Annotated in this window: 19 protein-coding genes; 18 read left to right on the top strand and 1 reads right to left on the bottom strand. The window is 63.1% G+C overall.

Annotation, left to right across the window (positions count from 1 at the left end):
- Window positions 1–37 precede the first annotated feature (37 nt).
- On the top strand, window positions 38–994 hold the full coding sequence (locus AC56LG_RS05690) for a fumarylacetoacetate hydrolase family protein (protein ID WP_497165817.1): 957 nt from the start codon (window positions 38–40) through the stop codon (window positions 992–994).
- 70 nt (window positions 995–1,064) lie between these two features.
- On the opposite strand, the gene AC56LG_RS05685 is transcribed toward AC56LG_RS05690, so the two are convergent.
- A complete protein-coding gene (locus tag AC56LG_RS05685) occupies window positions 1,065–2,258 on the bottom strand; it encodes a hypothetical protein (protein ID WP_497165154.1) in 1,194 nt (397 codons plus the stop codon).
- A gap of 439 nt (window positions 2,259–2,697) precedes the next feature.
- Between AC56LG_RS05685 and AC56LG_RS05680 the strand changes: the two genes are divergently transcribed.
- The 17 genes from AC56LG_RS05680 (at window position 2,698) to AC56LG_RS05600 (ending at window position 25,832) form a co-directional block, all read left to right on the top strand.
- Window positions 2,698–5,106, top strand: a complete 2,409-nt coding sequence (locus AC56LG_RS05680) for an SLBB domain-containing protein (protein WP_497165153.1) — start codon at window positions 2,698–2,700, stop codon at window positions 5,104–5,106.
- 152 nt (window positions 5,107–5,258) lie between these two features.
- On the top strand, window positions 5,259–6,536 hold the full coding sequence (tviB, locus tag AC56LG_RS05675; RefSeq protein ID WP_497165152.1) for a Vi polysaccharide biosynthesis UDP-N-acetylglucosamine C-6 dehydrogenase TviB: 1,278 nt from the start codon (window positions 5,259–5,261) through the stop codon (window positions 6,534–6,536).
- A gap of 20 nt (window positions 6,537–6,556) precedes the next feature.
- Window positions 6,557–7,582 carry an NAD-dependent epimerase/dehydratase family protein gene (locus AC56LG_RS05670; RefSeq protein WP_497165151.1) on the top strand — a complete coding sequence of 342 codons (1,026 nt, stop codon included), beginning with the start codon at window positions 6,557–6,559 and terminating at the stop codon, window positions 7,580–7,582.
- Window positions 7,583–7,656: 74 nt separating this feature from the next.
- The gene (locus AC56LG_RS05665; protein WP_497165150.1) at window positions 7,657–8,778 is read left to right on the top strand and encodes a DegT/DnrJ/EryC1/StrS family aminotransferase; all 1,122 of its coding nucleotides are present in this window, start codon (window positions 7,657–7,659) and stop codon (window positions 8,776–8,778) included.
- Window positions 8,775–9,482, top strand: a complete 708-nt coding sequence (locus AC56LG_RS05660) for a WbqC family protein (RefSeq protein WP_497165149.1) — start codon at window positions 8,775–8,777, stop codon at window positions 9,480–9,482. The genes AC56LG_RS05665 and AC56LG_RS05660 overlap by 4 nt, the downstream gene beginning before the upstream one ends.
- 137 nt (window positions 9,483–9,619) lie before the next feature.
- Window positions 9,620–10,459, top strand: coding sequence for a DegT/DnrJ/EryC1/StrS family aminotransferase (locus tag AC56LG_RS05655; RefSeq protein ID WP_497165148.1), 840 nt, complete (start codon window positions 9,620–9,622; stop codon window positions 10,457–10,459).
- A 9-nt stretch (window positions 10,460–10,468) separates the two neighbouring features.
- Window positions 10,469–10,900 (top strand): GNAT family N-acetyltransferase, encoded by a 432-nt coding sequence (locus AC56LG_RS05650; protein WP_497165147.1) that lies wholly within the window; start codon window positions 10,469–10,471, stop codon window positions 10,898–10,900.
- 65 nt (window positions 10,901–10,965) lie between these two features.
- Entirely contained in the window at window positions 10,966–12,480 is a 1,515-nt protein-coding gene (locus AC56LG_RS05645) for an oligosaccharide flippase family protein (protein ID WP_497165146.1), read from the top strand.
- Complete coding sequence (locus tag AC56LG_RS05640) at window positions 12,481–13,395, top strand: glycosyltransferase family 2 protein (RefSeq protein ID WP_497165145.1); 915 nt, start codon at window positions 12,481–12,483, stop codon at window positions 13,393–13,395. It abuts the gene before it with no gap.
- Window positions 13,396–13,606: 211 nt separating this feature from the next.
- Entirely contained in the window at window positions 13,607–14,884 is a 1,278-nt protein-coding gene (wzy, locus tag AC56LG_RS05635) for an oligosaccharide repeat unit polymerase (protein ID WP_497165144.1), read from the top strand.
- Window positions 14,881–16,023 (top strand): glycosyltransferase family 4 protein, encoded by a 1,143-nt coding sequence (locus AC56LG_RS05630; RefSeq protein ID WP_497165143.1) that lies wholly within the window; start codon window positions 14,881–14,883, stop codon window positions 16,021–16,023. The genes wzy and AC56LG_RS05630 overlap by 4 nt, the downstream gene beginning before the upstream one ends.
- Window positions 16,023–17,987, top strand: a complete 1,965-nt coding sequence (gene asnB / locus AC56LG_RS05625; protein WP_497165142.1) for an asparagine synthase (glutamine-hydrolyzing) — start codon at window positions 16,023–16,025, stop codon at window positions 17,985–17,987. The genes AC56LG_RS05630 and asnB overlap by 1 nt, the downstream gene beginning before the upstream one ends.
- 241 nt (window positions 17,988–18,228) lie before the next feature.
- Window positions 18,229–19,440, top strand: a complete 1,212-nt coding sequence (locus AC56LG_RS05620; protein ID WP_497165141.1) for a GumC family protein — start codon at window positions 18,229–18,231, stop codon at window positions 19,438–19,440.
- A gap of 58 nt (window positions 19,441–19,498) precedes the next feature.
- Complete coding sequence (rfbB, locus tag AC56LG_RS05615; RefSeq protein WP_497165140.1) at window positions 19,499–20,578, top strand: dTDP-glucose 4,6-dehydratase; 1,080 nt, start codon at window positions 19,499–19,501, stop codon at window positions 20,576–20,578.
- Window positions 20,578–21,471 (top strand): glucose-1-phosphate thymidylyltransferase RfbA, encoded by an 894-nt coding sequence (gene rfbA, locus AC56LG_RS05610; protein ID WP_497165139.1) that lies wholly within the window; start codon window positions 20,578–20,580, stop codon window positions 21,469–21,471. Before rfbB ends, rfbA begins: the two co-directional genes overlap by 1 nt.
- Before the next feature lie 226 nt (window positions 21,472–21,697).
- Window positions 21,698–22,870 (top strand): glycosyltransferase family 4 protein, encoded by a 1,173-nt coding sequence (locus AC56LG_RS05605; RefSeq protein ID WP_497165138.1) that lies wholly within the window; start codon window positions 21,698–21,700, stop codon window positions 22,868–22,870.
- A 112-nt stretch (window positions 22,871–22,982) separates the two neighbouring features.
- Window positions 22,983–25,832: a YjbH domain-containing protein gene (locus tag AC56LG_RS05600; protein WP_497165137.1), complete on the top strand. Its 2,850-nt coding sequence runs from the start codon at window positions 22,983–22,985 to the stop codon at window positions 25,830–25,832.
- The last annotated feature ends 10 nt before the right edge of the window (window positions 25,833–25,842 follow it).

Below are 25,842 nucleotides of genomic sequence, written 5' to 3'. Positions count from 1 at the left end.
CTACAATGGCGGGTTTGACACCTCGTTCTTCCCGCCGATGAAACTCGCAACGATCAAGGATGGCAGCCGCGACGGCCAGCTTGCCGTCGTCGCGCGCGACCTGAAAACCGCGCACATGGCCGACGCCATCGCACCGACGCTGCAGGCCGCGCTGGACGACTGGGCCTTCATGGCGCCCCAGCTCGACGCTCTGTACGTGCAATTGAACGCCGGCGCGGCCCGGCGCGCCTTCGATTTCGACCCCGCCCAGTGCATGGCGCCGTTGCCGCGCGCCTGCGGCTGGACGATCGGCGCCGCGTATTTCCCAGGCGACGCATCGAGCGAGCCCTCCATGACGCGCGGCGCCTGCGACGAACTGCTCGGCCCGTGCGACGACATCGTCCTGGCCCATGAAGAGTGGGGCATCGATTTCGGCGCCGGCGTGGCGGCCATCTTCGACGACTTGCCAATGAAAGCCACGCCCGACGAAGCGCACGGCCGCATCCGCCTGCTAATGCTCGTCAACGACGTCGCGCTGCGCCAGCTGATGCCGGACGAACTCGCACGCGGCGGCGTGCTGCAATCGAAACCGGCGACGAGTTGTTCGCCGGTGGCGGTTACCCCGGACGAACTCGGCGACGCCTGGCGCGGCGGCAAGGTGCACCTGCGCCTGGCGACAAGCTGGAACGGCAACCCGGTCGGCCAGCCCGACGCGGGCGTCGATATGGCCTTCAATTTCCCGCAACTGGCGGCGCACCTGTGCAAGACGCGCGGGCTGCGCGCCGGCAGCATCGTCGGCGCCGGGCCGGTGGCGAACCGGATCGGCACCAAACGCGGCGCGGTCGCGCCGGGCTACGCCTGCATTGCCGACCAGCGCAGGGGCGAGACGAGTGCCGACGGGGCGCCGAGTACGCCGTACATGCGCTTTGGGGATACGATCCGCATCGAGATGGACGACGAGAAGGGGAAATCGGTGTTCGGGGCGATTGCGCAGAAGGTGGTCAGGGCGGGGTAAGGCGGCCAGTGGATAGGGTGGAGCGGGCGGCGAACCGCTCCCGACTCCACGCGTTGCAGCGCCTACCTTCCTATGGACTTTCCCAGAAACCGTCGGCCACCGCTTCCCCGCGCAGATCCATCTCCAGCGGCTGCGCCATCTTCCTCACGGTGCGCGCCAGGCGCAGGCTGCCGTCGGGCGCATGCACCCGGTACCAGAGCAGGGCGATCGCCGACAGGCGCAGTTTTTGTCCCATAAACAGGTTGTCCTTGACGATGCTCATGCCTTCCAGGCGCAGGTCGAAGTCGAGCACCGGTGCGCCTCCGGTGCGCTGGGCATAGCCGAGGTAGCGCGCCGCATTCGAGAGCGGACTCCTGTCGCCGCTTTCGCCGGCGCGCAGCGATTCGATAAAGGCGTCCACGGCTTTCAGCACCGCGCCGGCGGCGCCGGCAACGGCGGCCATGTCGCGTTTCTCGTCGCCCTTGGCCGCCTCGGCCAGCTTTTGCAGCAGCGCGATCCGGTTCGCGTAGTCGGCGCGGTGGGTTGCCAGCGAGCGCAGCTTGCCGAGCAGGCGCGCGTGCTGCGTGGCATCGAGTTCGCCCAGATAGCCGCCGCCGAGGCCGGCGATGCGCTGCGGACAGGCTTCGGCCAGCGCGCTGACGAACAGCGCCCGCGCGCCCTCGCCATAGGCGATGCTCGATGCGGTCACGTCGGTCTTGAATAGCGAACTGGTGTCGGCCGCGGCGCGCAGCACGCCCGGCACCACCGTCAGCGCCACGGCCAGCGTGCCGCCGACGGCGCCAGGCGGCGTATGGGCATCGATGTAGGCCTGCATGTCCTTGTTGCGGCGCGCCAGTTCGTCGGCCAGGCGCATGAGGGCATCGTCGACGCCGCGGGCGGCATTAACCCCGGCGCTGGTGGCCGGATCGTACACCGCGGTGCGCGCATCCTGCGGCAAGGCCGCGCAGACCTCGACTGCCAGCCCGCGCGCCAGGTCGAACGCGCGCACCAGGCCGGCGGCGCCGAACTGGCGCGTGTCGACGGCGCCGGGCAGCGCTTTCGCGCTGGCCGGCGGCAGCCGGGCCAGCATCTCGGCGCGCTCGGCGTCGGCAATGGCCTTGCGCAGCTCGGCCTCGTCCAGCGCGCGGGCGACGTCGGCGTCGGCTGCCGCGGCCGCTTCGGCCGGAAGCCCATTTGCAGCCAAGGCCTGATGGCCGAGCAGGAACACGCCGCTCCATATAAGCGCGCGGATAAAACGACACTGATATTTTCCGAATGGCGGCATGGATTACGTCTCCTAAAAGAGCCGTTAATTCTCTCCAATTCTCACCATGTCAATTCAAAAATTGAAGCATGGAAAATCGGCACACCGGTATTTTGGTCAGATTAATGTCATTGCTTCTGCGGAATATCATGTTGCCGGCCTGACACGGGCCATGAGGCTTGTTCCCATAGGAGAAACGCAGGCGTAATCGCCGCCGCTTTGTTGAGATAACGCAATGCAAGGGTGTGGTATATGTGCTGAAGGTAGGCCCAAAACCGTGCATTTATCCAGCTGGGGGGGCGCTGGCCCATTTCCCGATACCAATGAATTCAGTTAAGATAGCGGACTGTTCCTATACGCTCATCGCGCCTTGCGCTCCTTATCCTCAATGTTCAAAATAAGCACCGGTTTTTTGGCCGTTACCCTGGCCGCATCCAGCATTGGCGCGTCGGCGCAGAACTTGCCCAGCCGTGACGACATGTTCGGCCAGGATATGCCGAGCAGCGACCTCCCTGTAGCGGCGCCAGGCGCGCCCGCCAAGGTACGTATCACGAACAGCGAACGCCCGGGTACGCAGCCAGGCGCCGGCGCATCGGCGCAGCGCCGCGGCGCCCAGCAGGCCCGCTCCGGCCAGTTCGGCCAGGCGCGTGGCGACATGGCGGCGCTGCAGGACGGCGAACGCATGCGCGACGCCGAAGCGATCAGCGAATTCCAGAAATTCCTGTCTGACAGCACCGGGCGCATCCTGCCTGTCTTCGGCGCCGGCTTCTTCGAGTCCGCCCAGTCCCAGTTCGATCCGATCGGCAGCGGACCGCTGCCGGCCGACCAGCCCCTCGGCCCTGGCGACGAGCTGCTCATCCGCGGCACCGGCACCATCGACATCGACTACCGCGCGACGATCGACCGCAACGGCACCATCTCGATCCCGACCGTCGGCACCGTCGTGCTGGCCGGCGTCAAGGCCGGCTCGGCCGAGAGCGTCATCCGCACCGCCATCGGCCGCTTGTACAAGGGCGTCAACGTCAACGTCACCTTCGGCCAGCTGCGCTCGATGACCGTGTACGTGGTCGGCCAGGCCAGGCGCCCCGGCACCTATACCGTCTCGAGCCTGTCGACGCTGGTGACGACCCTGTTCGCGAGCGGCGGCCCGACCGCCAACGGCAGCATGCGCCGCGTGCAGGTCAAGCGTGCCGGCAAGATCGCCGCCGAACTCGACCTGTATGCCTTCATCGCCAAGGGCGACAAATCCGGCGACATCAAGCTGCAGGACGGCGACACCATCGTGATCCCGCCGGCGGGCGGCTTCGTCGCCCTGGTGGGCAACGTCAACACCCCGGCCATCTATGAAGTCAAGGGCAGCGGCGACACGATCGAGTCGCTCCTCGACCTGGCCGGCGGCTTGCCAGTGGTGGCCGATCCGCGCCGCGCTTTCCTCGAGCGCATCGACCCGACCCGCAACCAGCCGCGCAGCGTCGAGCAGTTCGCCCTGAACGGCGAAGGCCTCAAGCGCAGCCTGAAGAACGGCGACGTCCTGAACATCACCTCGATCACCCCGGACTTCTCGAATGCCGTGGTCTTGCGCGGCAATGTCGACCAGGCCGTGCGCGTGCCGTTCAAGTCGAACATGCGCATCAGCGACCTGATTCCGAACAAGGAATACCTGATCAGCCGCAGCTCGCTCAAGCGCCAGAACAATGCGGTGACGACGAGCGAACAGGTCCGTGAACTGCGCAGCGACACGCGCCTGACCGACGAAGACCGCGAGCAGATGGGCATCAGCCGCAGCGCCGCGCTGGGCGAAGGCGAGCGCACGGCAATGGGCGAGCGCGAGCGCACGACCGTAGGCGAAGAACGTTCGATCGCCGCGCGGATCGGTGGCCTGATCGACGAAATCAACTGGGATTATGCCGTCGTCGAGCGCATCAACCGCGCCGACCTGAGCGTGAGCCTGATTCCATTCAATCTCGGTAACGTCTTCAGCAATCCGCAAGGCGCCGACAACATCCAGCTGCAGCCGGGCGACACCGTCACCGTGTTCTCGCACGAAGACGTCGCGGTGCCGATGGACAAGCGTCGCGTATTCGTGCGCGTCGAGGGCGAAGTGCAGGTACCCGGCGTGTACCAGATGGGCGCCGGCGAAACGCTGCAATCGCTGCTGGCCAAGGCCGGCGGCACGACCGGAAACGCCTATCTGTTCGGCACCGCCTTCTATCGCGAGCAGGTGCGCAAGGAGCAGCAGGTGAACCTGGAGAAGGCGGCGGTGCGTCTCGAATCGCAATTGCGTTCGCAGCAGGCGAAAGGGATCGCCAACATCGGCGCCATGAACGCCGCCGACGCCGCCGCGGCCGCTTCGCAGCGCCAGGTCGAGATGCAAATTGCCGAGGAGACGATCCGTCGCTTCCGCCAGCTCAAGCCGACCGGCCGGATCGCCTTCGGTCTGCAGCCGGACGAAAAGTCGTTCGCCATCCTGCCGCGCATCAAGCTGGCCAACGGCGACCGTCTGGTGGTGCCGGCACGGCCTGACTTCGTGCACGTGTTCGGCGCCGTCAACGTGGAAGCGTCGCCGCTGTGGCGGGCGAACAGCCGCGTCAAGGATTACCTGCGGATGGCTGGCCTGACGACCGATGCCGACGTCGAGAACGTGTTCGTGATCCGCGTCGATGGCACGGTCATGACCAACAGTTCGAGTGGCTGGCTGTCGACGGGTATCGGCGGTATGGAAGTGATGCCGGGTGACAGCATCGTCATCCCTGAAAAGTTCGACAAGGAAACTGCCTGGACCAAGTTCACCAAGGGTACCCGCGAGTGGGCGCAGATTTTTGCGAACTTCGGTTTGGGTGCCGCGGCGATCAAGACCTTGCGTGACTAAGCATTCCTGTTCCGCGTTGGCAGACCTGCGCTGCCAATTGCGGCAGTGTCTGTCCGGCGACCGCGATCGCGCCGCTTGCGGTGCAGACGGCAGCACGATTGCTGCCGGTCGTAAATTTGTTGACCCGTATTTTGAAATTGCAATTTAAAAAAATGAATCTTCCAACGAATGTAAGCATCGCCGTCATCGGCCTGGGATATGTCGGCTTGCCGCTCGCCGTCGAGTTCGGCAAAAAATACCGGACTTTGGGCTTTGATATCAATCAGCGCCGCGTCGCGGAACTCAGGGATGGCATCGAGGCAACGCTTGAAGTCGAACCGGAAGAACTCAAGTCGGCAACCATGCTGACCTATTCGACCAGTATCGAAGACCTGAAACAGGCGAACGTCTATATCGTGACCGTGCCGACGCCCATCGATGCCCACAAGCAGCCGGACCTGACGCCGCTGGTGAAGGCGTCCGAAACCCTGGGCAAGGTCCTGAAGAAGGGCGACGTTGTCGTCTACGAGTCGACCGTCTATCCGGGTGCAACCGAAGAGTGCTGCGTGCCCGTCATCGAGCGCGTGTCCGGGATGAAGTTCAACGAAGACTTTTTCGTCGGCTACAGCCCGGAGCGGATCAATCCGGGCGACAAGTCGCACCGCCTGACGACCATCATGAAAGTGACGTCCGGGTCGACGCCTGAAACGGCCGGCCTGGTCGACGCCCTGTACGCGAGTATCATTACCGCCGGTACCCACAAGGCCCCGACGATCAAGGTCGCCGAGGCGGCCAAGGTGATCGAAAACACGCAGCGCGACCTCAACATTGCGCTGATGAACGAGCTGACCATTATCTTCAACCGCATGGGCATCGATACCGAAGCCGTCCTGCAGGCGGCGGGGACGAAGTGGAACTTCCTGCCGTTCCGTCCGGGCCTGGTGGGCGGTCACTGCATCGGCGTCGATCCATACTACCTGACCCACAAGGCCGAAGCGATCGGCTACCATCCGCAGGTGATCCTGGCCGGACGCCGCATCAATGACGGCATGGGACCCTACGTGGTCGGGCAACTGGTCAAGCTGATGCTCAAGCGCCGGATCCAGGTCGAGGGCGCCAGGGTGCTGGTGCTCGGCCTGACGTTCAAGGAAAACTGTCCGGACCTGCGCAACACCAAAGTGGTCGATATCCTCAACGAGCTCCAGGACTACAACGTCGCGGTCGACGTGCATGATCCGTGGGTCAGCGCGGAGGATGCGCAGCACGAATACGGCGTGACGCCGGTTGCCGACCCGGCAGAGGGCGCCTATGACGCGATCGTGGTGGCCGTCGCCCACGAGCAGTTCAAAAACATGGGCGCGGCGCAGATTCGCCGCTGGGGCAAGACCGATCATGTTCTCTACGACCTGAAGTACGTGTTCACGCAGGAAGAATCCGACCTGCGCCTGTAATCGTCCGCCATCAGAGAAACATGACCAAATTCGACATCGTGCGCCAGGACCTGGCAGCACAACCCAAAAAATGGCTGGTAACAGGCTGTGCCGGATTCATCGGTTCGAACTTGCTGGAAACCTTGCTGATGCTCGACCAGCAGGTTGTCGGGCTCGATAATTTCGCCACCGGCCACCAGCACAACCTCGACGAAGTCCAGGCAGCCGTCGGCGCGCAGCGCTGGGCGCGCTTCGAGTTCATGCAGGGCGATATCCGCGACCTCGCCGCCTGCGAACGCGCGGCGGCCGGCGTCGACTACGTCCTGCACCAGGCGGCGCTCGGCTCCGTGCCGCGCTCCCTGAACGATCCGGTCACCACCAACGACGTCAACGTGACCGGGTTCCTGAACATGCTGGTCGCCTCGCAGCGTGCGGGCGTGACCTCGTTCGTCTATGCCGCATCGAGCTCGACTTATGGCGACCATCCGGGGCTGCCGAAAGTCGAAGCGTGCATCGGCAAGCCGCTGTCGCCGTACGCGGTGACGAAGTACGTGAACGAACTGTACGCCGAGGTGTTCGCACGCTCGTATGGTTTCCGGACGATCGGGCTACGCTATTTCAACGTCTTCGGCAAGCGCCAGGACCCGAACGGCGCCTACGCGGCGGTGATCCCGAAATGGATCGACGCCATGATCGTCGGCGAGCCGATCCAGATCAACGGCGACGGCGAAACCAGCCGTGATTTCTGCTTCATCGAAAACACCGTGCAAGCCAACCTGCTGGCTGCCGTCGCCGACGACGAGCACAAGGACCAGGTGTACAACGTCGCCGTCGGCGACGCCACCTCGCTCAACGGCCTGATCGACAGCCTGCGCAGCTTGCTCGGCGAGCACGGCGTCGACTATCGCCTGGCGCCGGTCTACCGCGATTTCCGCGCCGGGGATGTCCGCCATTCGCTGGCCGACATCAGCAAGATCTCGGAACGCCTGGGCTACGCGCCGCAGTTCCGCATCGCCGCAGGCCTGGCCAAGGCCATGCCCTGGTATCTGGGGCGCCGCCAGGGCTAGCGCGCGCGGCGCGGCCGGGGAAACCCCGCCGCGCCGGCCGGCAGTCGGGTAGAAACAGACTACATCGAGGAAACATGAATAATACGAAACCCATCTTTGTCACCCAGCCGCACTTGCCGCCACTGGAGCAATTCGTTCCGTACCTGCAGCAGATCTGGGATAACAAGACGCTGACCAACGGTGGCCCCTTCCATCAGCAGCTGGAGCAGGCGCTGTGCGACTACCTGGGCGTGAAACACCTGTGCCTGTTCTCGAACGGTACCATTGCCCTGATTACCGCGCTGCAGGCGCTCGGCATCAAAGGGGAGGTCATCACGACCCCTTATTCGTTCGTCGCCACTGCCCACTCCCTGGTCTGGAATAACATCAAGCCGGTCTTCGTGGACATCGATCCGGTTACGCTCAGCCTCGACCCGGCAAAGATCGAAGCGGCCATCACGCCCGAGACGCGCGCCATCATGCCCGTCCATTGCTACGGCATTCCTTGCGACACGGCCGCAATCAAGGCGATCGCCGACCGCCATGGCCTGAAGGTGATCTATGACGCCGCCCATGCATTCGGCGTCGACGATGGCGCCGGCAGCGTGCTCAACCGTGGTGACCTGTCGGTGCTGAGTTTCCATGCGACGAAGGTCTTCAATACCTTCGAAGGCGGTGCGATCGTCTGCCACGACCTCGACACCAAGCGTCGCATCGACCAGTTGAAGAATTTCGGCTTCGTCGACGAGTCCACGGTCGCCGAGTGCGGCATGAACGGCAAGATGAGCGAGGTCAACGCCGCCTTCGGACTGCTGCAGCTGTCGTACGTGGACACCGCCATCGCCGAACGTGGCCAGGTCGACGCGGCCTACCGCAGCGCGCTGGCGGACATCGACGGGATCGACTGCCTGCCGCTGCCGGCTGGCGGGCGCCACAATTACTCGTATTTCCCGGTGCTCGTCTCGGCGCCGTATCCGCTCAGCCGCGACGAATTGTGCCAGTGGCTCAAGGAGAACGGCATCGTCGCCCGCCGCTATTTTTTCCCGCTGATTTCCGATTTCGCGCTGTACCGCGACGCACCGTCGGCCGCGCCCGGGCAATTGCCGCTGGCCGCCAGGGCTGCCGGCCAGGTCATCTGCCTGCCGATCTACCCGGGGCTCGACGCCGCCAGCATCGACCGCATCGCGACCCTCATTGCAACGAAAGCTGCCGTATGAAATATGCAATCATGCAGCCGTACTTCTTCCCGTATCTCGGCTATTACAGCCTGATCCGGCAGTCCGACAAATTCATCCTGTTCGATGATGTCCAGTTCATCCGCCACGGCTGGATCGAACGCAACCGTATCCTGAAGCCTGTCGAAGGCTGGCAGTACGTCGCCGCTCCCCTCGAGAAATTCCCGCTCGGGACGAAGATCAAGGACGTCAGGATCAGGTCGACCGAAGACTGGCGCGACAAGATGCTGCGCCAGTTGATGCACTACAAGAAGCGCTCGCCGTTCTATGCGGAAGCGATGGCGGTCATCACCAAGGCGATCGCGATCGAGACCGACAGCATCGTCGAGATGAACCGCAATGTGCTGGTCAACACCTGCAACTACATCGGTATTCCGTTCGATATCGACATTTACAGCAGGATGGACCTCGCCATCGACGACGTCACCCACCCGGGCGAATGGGCGTTGAACATCACCAAGGCACTCGGAGGCACGACCTATATCAATCCGACGGGCGGGGCCGAGATTTTCCAGAAAGAGCAATACGACGCCGCCGGCATTGAACTGAAATTCCTGGGCAACAATCTCACGCCCTACAGCCAGCGGCGCGAGGTCTTCGAACCGGGTCTGTCGATCATCGATGTCATGATGTTCAATTCGCCCGAACAAATCCGCGCACTGCTCGACGATACCTTCTGGCTGTAAATGGCTCGATTGACGTCGACGGCTCGATTAACTTTTTTACCAGCGTAACGATGATTTCCAAATCTGCTACAAACAGGCAAAACTGCACGACAGGTGCCCAGTTCACCCGGAGCGCGCGCTCGGCATGGAGCCACATCGTGCGCGCCGCCTCCGCCGCCCGCACCCAGCGCGTGCTGCTGCCGGCCTATATCGGGTTCACCGAACGCGAGGGGTCGGGCGTGTTCGATCCGGTCCAGGAAAACCATAGCGAGGCTACCTTCTACCGCGTCAACGCCGATCTCAGCGTCGACATGGACGACCTGCGTGCGCAACTGGCCGCGGGAGCGGACATCGTCCTGGTCATTCATTACTTCGGCTTCTGCCGCAGCGACATGCAGGCCATTCGTGCCCTGTGCGACGCCCATGGCGCGCTGCTGGTCGAGGACTGCGCCCACGCATTCCACCTCGAAACGCCCGGTTCGGCGCTGGGCACGGTCGGCGACTTCGCCTTCTACTCGCTGCACAAGTTCATCGCAACCGACAGCGGCGGCATCCTGAAGACGAACCGTCCCGTGATCGAACTCCCGCCGCTGCGCCCCGAAGACGCGGCGGCACGCGAGGTGCTCGAGCAGTATGCCCTGTCGGACTTTAACCTCATCAAGACCATCCGCCGCCAGAATTACGCCCTCTACGCCGAGCTGCTGGACGGACTCGGACAGGTCGAGATGATGTATGCACTCAACGACACGGAAACGCCGCAGACCTTCCCGATCCGCGTAAAGGACGGGCAGCGCGAGGCCCTGTATTTCTACCTGATGGAGCGGGATGTCCCGACCACGGCCTTGTATTACCGAATGATCGACCAGATCGATCCGGCCCGCTACCCGGAGTCGATCGCCCTGTCGCAGTCGATCCTGAACCTGCCGGTGCACCAGGACACGACGCTCGACGACGTGCGCGTGGTGTGCGACAACGTGCGCCAGTTCTTCGCCCGCTGATTGCGTCCCATGTTGCATGAACAACTCATTCGTTTGCTGGAACGGGTCGATGGCGAGTTCGAGACACCGCTGTCGCAGCGGCTCGACATCGCGGCCTACGTCGACAAGATGATGGCGCACGCCGCGCTGTTCCCGATGCTCGACGCCGGCCGTCTCGCCGGCTTCGTCGCGATGTACTGCAACGACCCGGCGAGCCGGACTGCCTACATCACGATGGTGGCGGTGGACCCGGCCAGCCGCGCAACCGGCCTCGGTTCCGGGCTGGTACGCACCGCGATCGCGCATGCCCGGCGCATCGGCTGCGAGAAGGTAGCGCTGGAAGTGTACAAGTCGAACCTGAACGCGTTCAGGCTGTACACAAAACTGGGTTTTGGCGTGGCACGGGAAACCGCGGGCTCGGCATTTCTCGAGCTGCCCCTGCAAGCCGGCGCCGGGGCCTGACCGGCCGCGAGGCCGCGCGCCAGCCGCGGCGCATTGATTAACCGTTGCACCGATCGAGTCCTATTTTGTCAATCAAACGCAATATCGCCGCCACGTACGCGAGCCAGATCTACGTTACCCTCATCGGTATCGTGATGGTGCCCCTGTACGTCCGTTACATGGGCGCCGAAGCCTATGGACTGGTCGGCTTCTTCGCGATGTTGCAGGCCTGGTTCCAGCTGCTCGACATGGGCCTGACGCCGACCATGGCGCGCGAGACGGCGCGGTTCAAGGGCGGCGCGACCGATGCGCTCAGCCTGCGCCGCCTGTTGCGCTCGCTCGAGGTGATCTTCGTCGCCGTCGCCGTCCTGGGCGGCGGGACGATGGTGCTCGGCGCGGCCACGATTGCCGAAACCTGGCTCAAGGTGGAACAGTTGCCGATCGCCGAGGTGGAACACGCACTCAGGCTGATGGCGCTGATCGTTGCGCTGCGCTGGGTTGCCGGACTGTACCGGGGCGCCATCAGCGGCCTCGAACAACTGGTCTGGCTCAGCTATTTCAACATGGCCATCGCCACCTTCCGGTTCGTGCTGGTGCTGCCCTTCCTGATTTATGTCGGCAGCCGGCCTTCGGATTTCTTCGCCTACCAGCTGGTGCTGGCCGTCGCCGAACTGGCTGTGCTGGTATTCCAGACCTACCGGCTCTTCCCCAGGGCCGAGCTTGCCGGCCGCACACCGATGGAATGGGCGCCGCTGCGCGCGGTGCTCAAGTTCTCGCTGAGCATTGCGTTCACGAGTTCGGTCTGGGTACTGGTCACACAGGTCGACAAATTATTGCTGTCGAAATTACTGCTGTTGTCCGATTACGCGCATTTTTCGCTGGCGGTCCTGGTGGCGAGCGGGGTGATGGTCATCAGCGGCCCGATCAGCGGCGCCTTGCTGCCGCGCCTGGCCAGGCTGGCCGCCGAACGCGATGACGATGGCCTCTACCGGCTCTACCGGAATGCCACCCAGCTGGTCGCCGTGATCGCCGCCCCGGCGGCCCTCGTGCTGGCCATCTTCTCCGAACAGGTGTTGTGGGCATGGACCGGCGATGCCGCCATCGCGCGCGCCGCCCACCCGGTCTTGTCCCTGTACGCGCTCGGAAACGGCGTCCTTGCGTTGGCCGCGTTTCCGTATTACCTGCAGTTCGCCAAGGGCGACCTGAAACTGCACCTGCTCGGCAATGTGCTGTTCGTGCTGCTGCTGGTGCCCGCGCTGGTGCTGGCGACCATGCATTTCGGCGTGAAGGGAGCGGGTTGGGCCTGGCTGGGCGCGAACTCCCTCTATTTCGTCCTGTGGATACCGATCGTGCACCGCCGCTTCACCACGCACCTGCACCTGAAGTGGCTGTTCGAGGACGTGCTGCAGATTGCCGTGCCGTCCGCCGCTGCCGGGTTGCTCCTGGCCGCCCTGGTGACCTGGCCGCAGGACCGCCTCGCCGTCGGCGGCATGATCATGTTTATCAGCCTGAGCATGCTGCTCGTGGCCGGCCTGTGCTCCTCGCTGGGCCGCGGGGCCCTGCGCGCCAGGCTGCAGCTTTCACCAACCGGACAGAGATAAATGAAGGAATCGACTGGACGCATGCCGAAGGTATCGGTATGCGTCGTTACCTACAACCAGGAGAAGTTCATCGGCCACTGCCTGCAGAGCCTGGTGGACCAGCAGACCGATTTCGATTTCGAAGTAATCGTCGGCGACGACTGCTCGACCGACGCGACCGCTGGAATCGTTGCCGACTTCGCACAACGTTATCCTGGCGTCGTCCGGGCGGTGCTGCATGAAAAGAACGTAGGCGCCGACAAGAATTACTTCTCCGTCCATGAAATAGCGAGGGGCAAATATATCGCCCACATCGACGGCGACGACTATGCGCTACCAGGCAAATTGCAGGCGCAGACCGCCTACCTGGACGCGCATCCGGATTGCAATATCGTGTGGCACCGGATGTATTTGCTGAACGACCGCACCGGCTTGATGGTGGAAGATCTGCTCGACTTGCCGCGCCTCGGTTATCCCGGGTTCCGGCGCGCCGATGTCGTGCGGCTGCTTGCCATCGGCATGAACAGCTCGAAAATGTATCGCGCCGCCGTGCGCGATTTCGCCAAGCCCGACTTTCCCGTCATGGACTATTTCGCAAACGTGGAAAAGATCGGCACCGGAACGGCGAATTTCGTTTCCGACATGCCGCTGGGGGTGTACCGGGTTGGTATCGGCATCGCCACGGCCGGAAATGGCACCCGGGTACTGCTGCAGAAATCGCTTCTCTTTTTCGCCGATAAATACCCGGAGCATCGACGCGATGTCGCATGTGCCGCGCTGCTGCAGTTTGCTGCCGCACTAAAAAATCGACACTGGACGAACGTCCGGTTGTTCGGCTATGTATTGTTGAAGACACTGCGCCTGGGAAGCGTTATCGACCTGCTCCGCAACCGCGAGATCATGTCCATGTTGCGTATTCCTGATGCGGTGCGTTAGGCAATGACGGATGCAAATATTTTACCGCTGCATGGTCGCGACACCGTGATCGGCCGGCGGCGCACGATTTTTAAGGGAGTCGCCTTGAGGAACGAGGGTAGACATGGGGCAATGTACGGCAGCAGCCTGCGGCAGGTGACCGCTCCGATGCCGTCCGGCGGCCACCGCCGGACGTTGGAGGCGGGCGTGTGCTCGCCAGTTGGCAAGGGTAATGAACGTGCAGCTGACTAAACCCCGCCTCGCCTGGCTTTGGCTGTATGTCGCCGTCAACCTCATCGGAGCGTGGATGATGTTCGACAGCGGCATGCTCATCGGCGACGTCAAGGGCAACCCGCTCTACGATGTCGGCGCGCTGTGGGCCGCGGTTTCCCTGGTCCTCCTTTCCTATGTGCTGATCCTGGGACCCTTGTTCAATGCACTCGACAAGATCGCCGTCGCGCCGGTGAACTTCGGTGTCGACGAGGCACGCGTGGCTGCACGTATCGGCAAGCTGTTGATGGTCTTGCAATTAGGCTTCATGGCATTCAACCTCACGACGGGAGTCAACATTGCCGGCGCCAATACGACGCGTGCCGAGAACCCGCTGGGCATGCTATGGGTCCTGGTACCCGTCGACGCCATGTTCGTCATTTACTACGGGCTGTATCGCGATTCGCCTTATTTCAAGCCGAACGCCGCCATCTGGCTCGTATCGAACCTGCTGCGCGGCTGGGCAGGCATGTACCTCTTCATTTTGTTCTTCGAATCGTGCCGAATTCTCAGGACCAGAAAACTGAATGTGCGCTTATTGCTGGTCATCGGTGTGGTCGTCATTGCACTGTATCCGGTCTTGACGAATATTAAATGGTTGTTCCGGCTCTCTGCGTCCGGTGTGTCGCTGGGCGACGTGGCCACCTCGCTGCTTGAAAACTCCAGCGATATTGGTTATTTCGACATGATTGGCGAAGGCATTGGCCATATCGTCGGCCGACTCCAGGTGACATCGATGGTCGTGGAAGTAATACGCCTGCGCGACCTGTTGCAGGAAAAATTCATGATCGGAGAATTCGCGCCTTTCTGGGCTGAAGGCCTGCACGGCATCATTTACGATCGTCTGTTCACCGGTGAAAAATCAACGACGATCGGGGTTGCGTTTACCCAGTATGGGACCTTTGACTTCGATGCCGAAACGCTGGGTGACTGGAATACCAATATCGGCTATGTCAGCTGGCTGTTCATCGCGCCGCATCTGATTCCGGTCTATCTCGCTTATACGGTGCTGCTGACGTTCCTGTCGTTTTACCTGCTCAAGAAGATTGGCATCTCCGAGCTTGGGCGGGACATGCTGTGGCTGTCCTGGCTGGTCTACCTGCTGCCGCCATGGTTTACGGTGTTTACGGCGTTTATCTACGCCATGATGGTATTCCTTGCGATGAAAATCGCCGTCAGCCGCTCGCTGTACCGGCGTCCCGCGCCGGGTGCGCTGGCAGAGGCGGGGAGGGCGCCATGATCCGGGTGCTGCACGTGATCGTCGGGCTCGACGTCGGCGGCGCGGAACTGATGCTCAGCCGCCTGGTGAGCGCGCATTGCGCCAGCGGCGCCTACCGCCACGAGGTCATTACCCTGACCACGGTCGGCACGATCGGCCCGAAGTTGCAGGAGATGGGGATCGAGGTGACCCCCCTGGGCATGCGCTCGCCGCTGCAGTTTCCATCCGTCCTGTGGCGCCTGACGGCGCTCATCCGGCGCAGGAAGCCGGACGTCGTCCAGACCTGGATGTACCACTCCGACCTGCTGGGCGGACTCGGTGCCCGCCTGGCCGGCGTGCGCAATGTGTTGTGGGGAATCCGCACAACCGACGTCGAATCGGGCGGGACGCGCTCGACGTCGGTGGTCATGGCCTTGTGCGCGTTTCTATCGCGTACAATTCCGCGCGAGATCATCTGTGCAGCCGAGGCTGCCCGCGACACCCATGTGCGCGCCGGCTACGACGCCGGCAGGATGGTGGTGGTGCCCAACGGCTTCAACGTGGCTGGCCTGATGCAGGCGGCCGCCAACCGCGACGCGAAGCGGCGTGAACTGGGCATCGGCGCCGATGACCTCGTCGTCGGCACGGTCGGACGCTTCGATCCGGCCAAGGACCACAGGAATTTCGTCGCCGCGGCCGGACTGGCCGCGGCGCGCCACCCGCACGTGCGCTTCCTGATGGTAGGACGCGGGCTGGACGAATCGAACGCGGAACTGATGGACTGGATCGCCGCCAGCGGCGCCCCCGGCCGTTTCATCCTGCTGGGCCAGCGCTCGGACGTGCCGGACTGCCTGGCTGCGATGGACGTCTTCTGCCTGTCGTCCCTGTCCGAAGGCTTCCCGAATGTGATCGGCGAGGCGATGTCGGTGGCACTGCCCTGCGTTTCCACCCGGGTCGGCGACGCCGCGCTGCTGGTCGGCGACACCGGCGTCCTGGTGGCGAAGGAAGACCCCCAGGCGCTGGCAACCGGGCTCGGACAGGTTCTGGGGATGACGCAGGCGGCGCGGCGCGCGCTTGGGTTGCGTGCCCAGGCCCGGGTCGCCGCGGAATTCACCATCGAACGGTCGCGGGAAAAATTCGAGGCAATTTATCAACGAGTAACAGAAAAGGGTAGGCGCTGATGTGCGGTTTTGTTGGATTTTTGGGCGGTGAACCTGTCGGCGCGCAAGCGCAAGGCGCTGCCCTGTTAAAGAAGATGGCCGATCCGATCGCCAATCGCGGCCCTGACGATGCCGGCTACTGGTGCGACGAAAGCCAGCGGATCGGCCTTGGCCATCGGCGCCTGTCGATCGTCGACCTGTCTCCGGCGGGGCACCAGCCGATGGCATCGTTTTCGCAGCGGTACATGATCGCCTTCAACGGCGAGATCTACAACCATGCCCTGCTGCGCGCGGAACTGGAAAAGAACGGACAGGGAGGCGCATGGCGCGGCCATTCGGACACCGAGACCCTGCTGGCGGGCTTCGATGCCTGGGGGATCGCCGGAACCGTCGAGCGCGCCATCGGCATGTTCGCCTTCGCCGTCTGGGACCGCGAGCAAAAGACGCTCACGCTCGGGCGCGACCGTCTGGGCGAGAAACCCTTGTACTACGGCTGGCAGGGCAAGGGCGACAAGGCCGTGTTCCTGTTCGGTTCGGAACTGAAGGCCCTGCGTGCCCACCCGGCCTTCGAAAACGATATCGACCGGAACGCCTTGTCGCTCCAGTTGCGGTTCAACTATATTCCCGCACCGTTCTCGATCTACAAGGGCATCAGCAAGCTGCCGCCCGGCTCGCTGCTGACCATCTCGCTGCGCCAGCGCGAGCCGGCGCTGACGACGTACTGGTCCGGCGCCGAGGTGGCCAAACGCGGCGCCGCGCAAACCTATACCGGGAGCGCCGACGGCGCAATCGACGCGCTCGAGACGCTGCTGAAGGACGCCATCGGCCAGCAGATGATGGCCGATGTGCCGTTGGGCGCGTTCCTGTCGGGCGGCGTCGATTCCTCGACCGTGGTCGCCCTGATGCAGGCACAGTCGTCGCGTCCGGTGAAGACCTTCACGATCGGCTTCAGCGAAGAAGGCTACGACGAGGCAACCCATGCGCGTGCGGTCGCCGGCCACCTGGGCACCGACCATACCGAACTGTACGTGACGGCGCAGCAGGCGCTGGACGTGATCCCGCGCCTGCCCGCCCTGTACGACGAACCGTTTTCGGACTCTTCGCAGATCCCGACCTTCCTGGTGTCGCAACTGGCGCGCAGCGACGTGACGGTGTCCCTGTCCGGCGACGCGGGCGACGAGCTGTTCAGCGGCTACAACCGTTACCAGATGACCGCGGGACTGTGGAGCAAGCTGTCCATGCTGCCGGTGCCGGTGCGGCGTGTGGCCGCCACCGGCATCACCGGCGTCGCGCCGCGTCACTGGGACCGCGTTGCCGGCATGTTCGGCAATCTGGCGCCGGCCGCGCTGCGCGGCGGACGCGCCGGCGACAAGCTGCACAAGGCGGCGGGTGTTCTGTCGAGTCCGTCATGCGACGAGCTCTACCTGCGCCTGGTATCGCACTGGAACGATCCCGCAGCGGTGGTGATCGGCGGCGCTACGGCGGCCAATCCGCTGTCGGGAAAGAGCGCGCAGCTGGGCGGCCTCCCCGACGTCGAACGCATGATGGCGCTCGATATGCTGACCTACCTGCCGGACGACATCCTTGCCAAGGTCGACCGCGCGGCAATGGGCGTATCGCTGGAGACGCGCGTGCCCTTCCTCGACCACAGGGTGGTCGAGTTTGCGTGGAGCCTGCCGCAGTCGCTGAAGATCCGGGATGGGCAGACCAAGTGGGCGCTGCGCCAGGTGCTGTACCGCCATGTTCCGCAGGCGATGATCGAACGGCCGAAGATGGGTTTCGGCGTGCCGATCGCCGAGTGGCTGCGCGGACCGCTGCGCGACTGGGCGGAGACCTTGCTCGACAGTACCCGCTTGCGCAACGAAGGCTTCTTCCGGCCGGAACCGATCCGCAAGAAGTGGGAAGAACACCTGTCCGGGCAGCGCAACTGGCAATACCACCTGTGGGATGTGCTCATGTTCCAGTCCTGGCTGGAAGAGCAGTAGGCACGGCAGGCCGGGCACGCCGGTGCCCCCCGCCGGCGGGTCCGTTGCCGCGCGCGCGCGAGCGCGCCGGACGGCCCCGGGCCGGCCACGAAAAAATGAAAGCGATTTCTTCTTTGAATGAAACCGCGTACCATGTGACCAAAATTTTTTGGCTGGAAATAGTTATACGACACGTCGCGGCGCCACCCCGCCTTATTCGTCGATCTCCCGCTTACCAAAACCTCGAAGCCAGTTCCCCAGCATGAATGAAAACGCACCCGTTGCACCGGTCCTGAATGCGCCGCCAGATGCACTTGGCGAGAAAAACACGTTCAGCCTGATCGACCTCCTGATCATCCTTGCCAAACGCAAGAAGTCGATTTTGCTCGTACCGCTGGTCGTCGCAATCGCAGCCGTGGCCCTCAGCCTGGTATTGCCCAATATTTACCGGGCGACGACGAAGCTGTTGCCGCCGCAGCAGGCGCAGTCGGGCGCGGCCGCATTGTTGTCGCAGCTCGGCGGCGCGGCTGGCGCCGTGGCCGGCGCGGCGGCCGGCCTGAAGAACCCGAACGACGTGTACGTCGCCATGCTCAAGAGCCGTACCGTCGCCGATAAGCTCATCAAGCAATACGACTTGCTGAAAGACTACGACACGGAGTCGGCCGAGCGTGCGCGCATGCTGCTTGAAAACAACACGGTCATCAATTCCGGCAAGGACGGCCTCATTACCATCAGCGTCGACAGCAAGGACAAGGAAAAGGTCGCCCGGATCGCCAATTCGTATGTCGACGAATTGACGAACCTGACCAAGGTGCTGGCGGTGACCGAAGCGGCGCAACGCCGCCTGTTCTTCGAACGCCAGCTGGAAATGACGAAAGATAACCTGGCCGCGGCCGAAATGAAGCTCAAGGGCGCCATCGACACCACCGGCGTCATCAGTGTCGACAGCGAAAGCCGCGCCGTCGTCGAAACGGTCGGCATCCTGCGCGCCCGGATTTCGTCGAAGGAAATCGAGCTCGGATCGATCAAGGCTTTCGTGACGCCGAACAATCCCCAGTACAAGCAGGTGCAGGAAGAACTGGCGAGCCTGCGCGCAGAAATGGCGCGCCTGGAAAATGGCCGTCCCGACGCCGCGGCATCCCCGAACGCGAACAAGCCCGGCCTGCAGAACATCAAGCTGCTGCGCGACGTGAAGTATCACCAGATGCTCTACGAACTGCTGGCGAAACAGTATGAGGCTGCGCGCCTGGACGAGGCCAAGGACAGTGCCGTCATCCAGGTGCTCGACCGTGCCATCGAGCCGGAACGCAAGGCGAAACCGGCGCGCGCAGTGATCGTCATTACTGCGACGATGCTGGCACTGTTCGCCGCCATTGCCTGGGCCTTCATGGCCGAGGCGCGCGAGCGCGCATTGCGCGATCCGGCCCGCGCGGCACAGATGACGGCGCTCAAAGCGAATCTGCGTTTCCGGTAACGGTAGGCGCCGGCGCGGCGTTGTTCGGAATAATCGTAACTAGTGGATGAGATTTCAAATGATTTTAGTAACGGGCGGGGCAGGTTTTATCGGTTCCAATTTTGTGCTCGACTGGCTGGCTCAATCCGATGAGCCCGTCATCAACCTCGACAAACTGACCTATGCGGGCAACCTGAGCAACCTCGCGGCGCTCGCTGGCGATCCACGCCACATCTTCGTGCGCGGCGACATCGGCGACAGCGAGCTGGTGGCGTCCTTACTGGGCGAACACCAGCCGCGCGCGATTGTCCATTTCGCCGCCGAAAGCCATGTCGACCGCTCGATCCATGGCCCGGGCGCCTTCGTCACGACCAATATCAACGGGACGTTCAACCTGCTCGAATCGGCCCGTACGCACTGGGCACAATTGCCGGCGGCGGAAAAGGCGGCATTTCGCTTCCTGCATGTATCGACCGACGAGGTGTATGGCACGCTCGGGCCGCAAGACCCGCCCTTTACGGAAACCACGGCGTACGCGCCCAACAGCCCGTACTCGGCTTCCAAGGCGGCCTCGGACCACCTGGTGCGCTCCTATCATCACACCTATGGCTTGCCGACGCTGACGACGAATTGCTCGAACAATTACGGTCCTTACCATTTCCCGGAAAAGCTCATTCCCCTGGTGATCGCCAACGCGCGCGCGGGCAAGCCGCTGCCGATCTACGGCGACGGCCAGCAGATCCGCGACTGGCTCTACGTGAGCGACCACTGCTCGGCCATCCGCCACGTACTGCGCGATGGCCGTCCGGGCGAAACCTACAACATCGGCGGCTGGAACGAGAAAGCCAACCTCGACGTCGTGCATGCCCTGTGCGACATCCTCGACGAACTCGCGCCACGCGCGGCCGGCAGCTACCGCGAGCAGATCACCTATGTCGCCGATCGTCCCGGCCATGACCGCCGCTATGCAATCGATGCCGGCAAGATCGACCGTGAACTTGGCTGGAAGCCGGTGGAAACCTTCGAGACCGGCATCCGCAAAACGGTCGCGTGGTACCTCGCCAACCAGGAATGGGTCAGTTCCGTACAGTCCGGCGCCTACCTGAACTGGCTCGACCAGAACTACGTGCAACGCGCGAGCCACGAGGGAGCACTGTGATGCCGAACCAGGTCCAGAGGAAAGGCATCATCCTGGCAGGCGGTTCCGGCACCAGGCTGTATCCGGTAACGATGGCTGTCTCAAAACAGTTGCTGCCAGTTTACGACAAGCCGATGATTTATTACCCGCTGACGACCTTGATGCTGGCGGGAATACGCGACATCCTGATCATCTCGACCCCGCAGGACACGCCGCGTTTTGAAGAGTTGCTGGGCAACGGCAGGCAATGGGGCCTCGATATCTCCTACGCAGTGCAGCCTTCGCCCGATGGGCTTGCGCAGGCCTTCCTGATCGGCCGTGAATTCCTGGGCGATTCGCCCGCGGCGCTTATCCTCGGCGATAACATTTTCTATGGGGCGGACCTGGAGCACCGGCTGCGCAATGCGGCCGAACGCGAAGAGGGCGCAACCGTATTCGCCTATCACGTGACCGATCCGCAGCGCTATGGCGTCGTCGAATTCGACGCGGATCGCCAGGTGATGAGTCTGGAAGAAAAACCAGCGCTGCCGCGATCGAATTACGCGGTAACCGGGCTGTATTTTTTCGATAATGCAGTGGTGGATATCGCCGCTGCAGTAAAGCCGTCCGCACGCGGCGAGCTCGAAATCACGGACGTCAACCGCGAATACTTGCGCCGTAAACAGCTGAATGTCGAATTGCTCGGACGTGGCACGGCCTGGCTCGATACCGGGACCCACGATTCCCTGCTTGAAGCCGGGCAATTCATTGCGACGATCGAGCATCGTCAGGGCCTGAAGATCGCTTGTCCGGAAGAAATTGCATATCGGCGCGGGTATATTAGTGCCGCCCAGCTGGAGCAGCTTGCCAAGCCGCTGCTGAAAAACGGTTACGGCAAATATCTGCAACGCCTGCTAAACGAAAGCATTTTCTAAATGGGGCAGTGGACCGCGTTATTCGCATTGTGCGTTATGCCCTTATAACGGACCGGTCCAGGCGGTACTGTCGATACGCAACAGCATGCAAGGCAAATATTAGCGTCGCGGCTGTTGTTGCGTTATCCTATTGTCCTTGAGAAAGTGAGCCGTGTCTAAAGAGCGCGGGTGTCATCTGGTGTTCGCAAAAGCGTAACACTCAATGTAATTCAGACAACGACGAATAATGAAGCGCAAGATTGTAATATCTATCAATACTGCCTGGAATATCTATAATTTTCGCGCGGGTTTAATTCGGTCGTTGAATGAAGCGGGCTATGAAGTCATTGCCCTGGCACCCCATGACCAGTATTCCCAGCGTTTGCGTGAGCTCGGTTGCAGGGTAGTGGATCTCCCGATGGACAACAACGGCACCCATCCAGGCCGCGACCTGGCATTGCTGCTACGTTATTATCGGGTGCTGCGTTCGCTGCGTCCCCATGCATTCCTCGGCTATACGGTCAAGCCGAACGTGTACGGATCACTGGCGGCACACGCCCTCGGTATTCCTGTCATCAACAACATTGCCGGCCTTGGCGCGACGTTCATTCGCGACAGCCTGGTGACGAAGATCGTCAAGCAACTGTATAAAACGGCCTTGAAGCGTTCGCACAAGGTATTTTTCCAGAATGCCGACGACCTGGCCCTGTTTACAGGCGCGGGGCTCGTGCCGCAACGGCTGACCGGGCTCGTGCCGGGGTCCGGCCTCAACCTCGGCCATTACGAACCGGTCGCGAGCGCGGCGGCGCCGCAGCAGCCGTTCCGCTTCCTCCTGGTGGCGCGCATGCTCAAGGACAAGGGGATCGAGGAGTTCGCGGAAGCGGCGCGTCAGGTGCGGCGCGTGAATGGGGCGGTCGAGTTCCACTTGCTTGGCGCGTCCGGCGCAGGCAATCCGAACGGTATTCCGGCCGAGAAGCTGCGCGCATGGGAAAACGAAGGCCTGGTGACCTACCTGGGCAAGACCGACGACGTGCGTCCCTACCTGTCGGCCGCGGATTGTGTCGTGCTGCCCTCCTATCGCGAAGGCGTGCCGCGCTCGCTGCTGGAAGCTGCCGCCATGGCACGCCCGATCATTGCAACCGATGTCGTCGGCTGCCGCGATGCCGTCGATGACGGGTTGACGGGCATGTTGTGCGAAGCGAAATCTCCGACCGCGCTGGCGGAAAAAATGCACGCGATGATCGGGCTGTCGCCGGCGCAGCGCGCCGCGATGGGCAGCGCCGGGCGGCGCAAGGTCGAAGCGCAATACGACGAACAACTTGTCATCCAAAAGTACCTCCAGGCGCTCGACGCCATCGCCAAGCCTGCTTCCGCCGAGGCCGATGTGGCAGATCTTCTGCCGAAGCAAATGAATTCCTGAGCCCGGGTGTTTCAGGTTCCGTGGGAAATCGCTGGCATGGAAGGTCAGTACCCGATAACCGGTGGCGCCGTCCACCGGTTTTTTCTATAGTCCCAATCATAGGCTTTCCGAATTGTTAGTTGAATTTCGCCATCCTTTCAGATATTCCCTGTGCGGCATCGTCGCATTTACCGCCCTGAATGCTTTCGGTGCAACGCCCACCGTCAGCGGACAATCCGGCTACATCAACATGCCTTCGGCTGTCGTCGAACAGGACGGTACGCTGTCGATTGGTTATGGGTACGACCGTCCCTACGGCAACTTCTGGGTCAGCTCGACGATACTTCCTTTTCTGCAGGTAACCGGCCGCTACGTCTCGATCGCCGGGACACCGGGCTTTACGTTCGAGCCCGGCCAGTACGGCAGCGAATACGGCCGCTACAAGGACAAGATCGTCGACGCCAAGCTGCAGGTATTCAAGGAATCGACCTGGATGCCGGCGCTTGCGGTCGGCGCGACCGACCTTCTCGGAACTGAACTGTTCAAAGGACAGTATGTCGTCGCCACCAAGACCTTCGGCCAGGCACGCAATATCGAGGCGAGCCTGGGTGTCGGAAACAGTCGGCCGGATGGCGTGTTCGGCGGCGTGCGCTGGGCGCCGCTGTCGCTGCCTGGCTGGGCCGCGGTGGCCGAGTACGATGCCAATGATTACCAACAGGATTTCCGCGCGAGTACGACCAGCGCCGGCGAGCGCCGCAAGGGCGTCGCGGTCGGCCTCGAATACCGCTGGGGCTGGCTCGGTGCGCAAATCGCGCGCCACCGCGATCACTTCAGCGCCAACGCCTATGTCAGCATTCCGTTCGCGGAACGCGAATTCCTGCCCAAGCTGCTCGAGCCTGCGCCTTTCGATCCGAAAAAAGCGCCGGCCCGCGTCAGCGCCGCCGAGTGGCAAAAGAACGCCGGCCATGGCGCCCAGCTGGTCCAGGCGCTGGCAAAGCAGAACTTCAGGAACATCCGCGTCGAGCTCGACAGCGGTACGCTGAAGCTGACCCTGACGAACAGCCGGATTTCCAACATGGGCCGTGCCATCGGCCGCGCCACCCGTACCGCGCTGGCCTTCGCGCCGCAGGGCACGCGCGCGATCCACGTCACCTACACCAGGCTCGAGCAGCCGATCGCGACCTACGAATTCTTCGACCTGCAGCGCCTGACCGATTACTTTACCGGCCTGGTCGACCGCGAGGCATTCCTGCAGACCGTGCTGGTGCGCTACGCCAATCCGGCCGACCGGGTGGGCGAGGACGAGAGCGGCCTGCTGGCGTCGGTGCGCGACGACAGCGCCGGCCTCGGCGTGCGCGTCAACCAGGACGGCGAAATGGTCCAGCTGAGGTCGGAAGACCGCGAGTCCAACCGCTTCCGGATCGCGCCGCGCGCATCGTTCTTCTTCAACGACCCGAGCGGCGCCTTGCGTTACGAGGTGGCGGCGGTGTCGAACTTCGACAGACGCCTTGGCGAAGGGCTGTATTTCAACAGCGCATTAAAGCTGAACCTGTTCGAAAACGTGTCGGGCGTGACTCAGCCGTCGAACAGCCTGCTGCCGCACGTGCGTACCGACATTGCCGAGTACAAGCGCGGCAGCCGCTTCAAGATCAACCGCGCGCTGCTCAACAAGTACATGACGCTCGACGAGCGCCTGTATGCGCGCGTCTCCGCCGGCTTGTACGAAGAGATGTACCGCGGCGCCGGCGGCCAGCTCCTGTATTTGCCGAAGGATACGCGCTGGGCCGTCGACCTGAGTGTCGACGCACTCGAGCAGCGTGGTTTCAAGGGCCTGTTCGACAAGCGCGACTACCGCACCGTCACCGCGCTCGGCGCCCTGCATTACAAGCTGCCCTACGACATGACCGTCACCGCCAGGGCGGGGCGTTTCCTGGCCAAGGACGAGGGCGTGCGCATGGAATTCAAGCGCCGCTTCCGGTCGGGTGTGGAGATCGGCGCCTGGTACACCAAAACGAACGGCAAGGACATCACCAACCCCGGCACACCGGCGGACCCGTACAACGACAAGGGCGTCTTCCTTTCCGTACCGCTCAACATCATGCTGCTGAGCGATACGCAGGCGGGCGTGGGCTTCGGCATCGCGCCGTGGACGCGCGACGTCGGGCAGATGGTCGCCAGTCCGGGCGACCTGTATGACCTGATGGAAGATCCGCGCCGCGACTTGACCACCGTGGACGGCCTCGGTAATTTTGCGGAGCGCAAGGACGAGCAGAACCACCCGGGCGTCAATCCACCCGTGCGGCCCTTGCCGAGCCCCTGGCCGGCGTTCCGCTGGCGCCTGGAGCAATCGGTGTCGAACTCGCCGACCCTGCCGCAGTGGGCCAAGGGTTCGCTGCTGGCGGGCGGCGCCGTACTGGCCGGCGCGGCCCTCGACAAGCCGGTCGACAAATTCGTCGCCAAACACCAGGATTCACGCGCCGCCGACGTCTGGGGCAACGTGGGCAAGGCAATGCCGGTCGCGCTGGCCGGTGCCGCCGGTGCAGCCGTTGCCTTTGGCGACGGGCGCATGCAAAACATCGGCATCATTTCGCTGCAGTCGATTGCCGCTTCGGGCGGCTTGTCGATGCTCACCAAACGGATCGTGCAGCGCGCGCGCCCGAGCGAAGAGCTGGGCACCTGGCACCGTAGCGCGAATCGCTCGGATGCGTCCTTCCCGTCCAATCACGCGGCGGTGGCCTTTGCCGCGGTGACCCCGTTTGCGCAGGAATACGATGCACCGTGGCTGTACGGGCTGGCCGCCGTCAGTTCGATGGGCCGGGTTGCCGAGCGCCAGCACTGGGTGTCCGACGTGGTAGCGGGAGGGTTGGTGGGGTATGCGATCGGCAGCTGGCTATGGCAGGCGCAACGCGATGATTCGCGCTCGCAGTTTGCCGTGGTGCCGGGATCGAAATCCCTCAGCGTCAGCTGGAGCACCGCGTATTAAGCGCAGTTGG

This window comes from Telluria sp. ZB2R32 (genome assembly GCF_059685715.1).
Note: the sequence above shows the minus strand (reverse complement) of the source record. Positions and strands in the feature narration are given on the sequence as shown.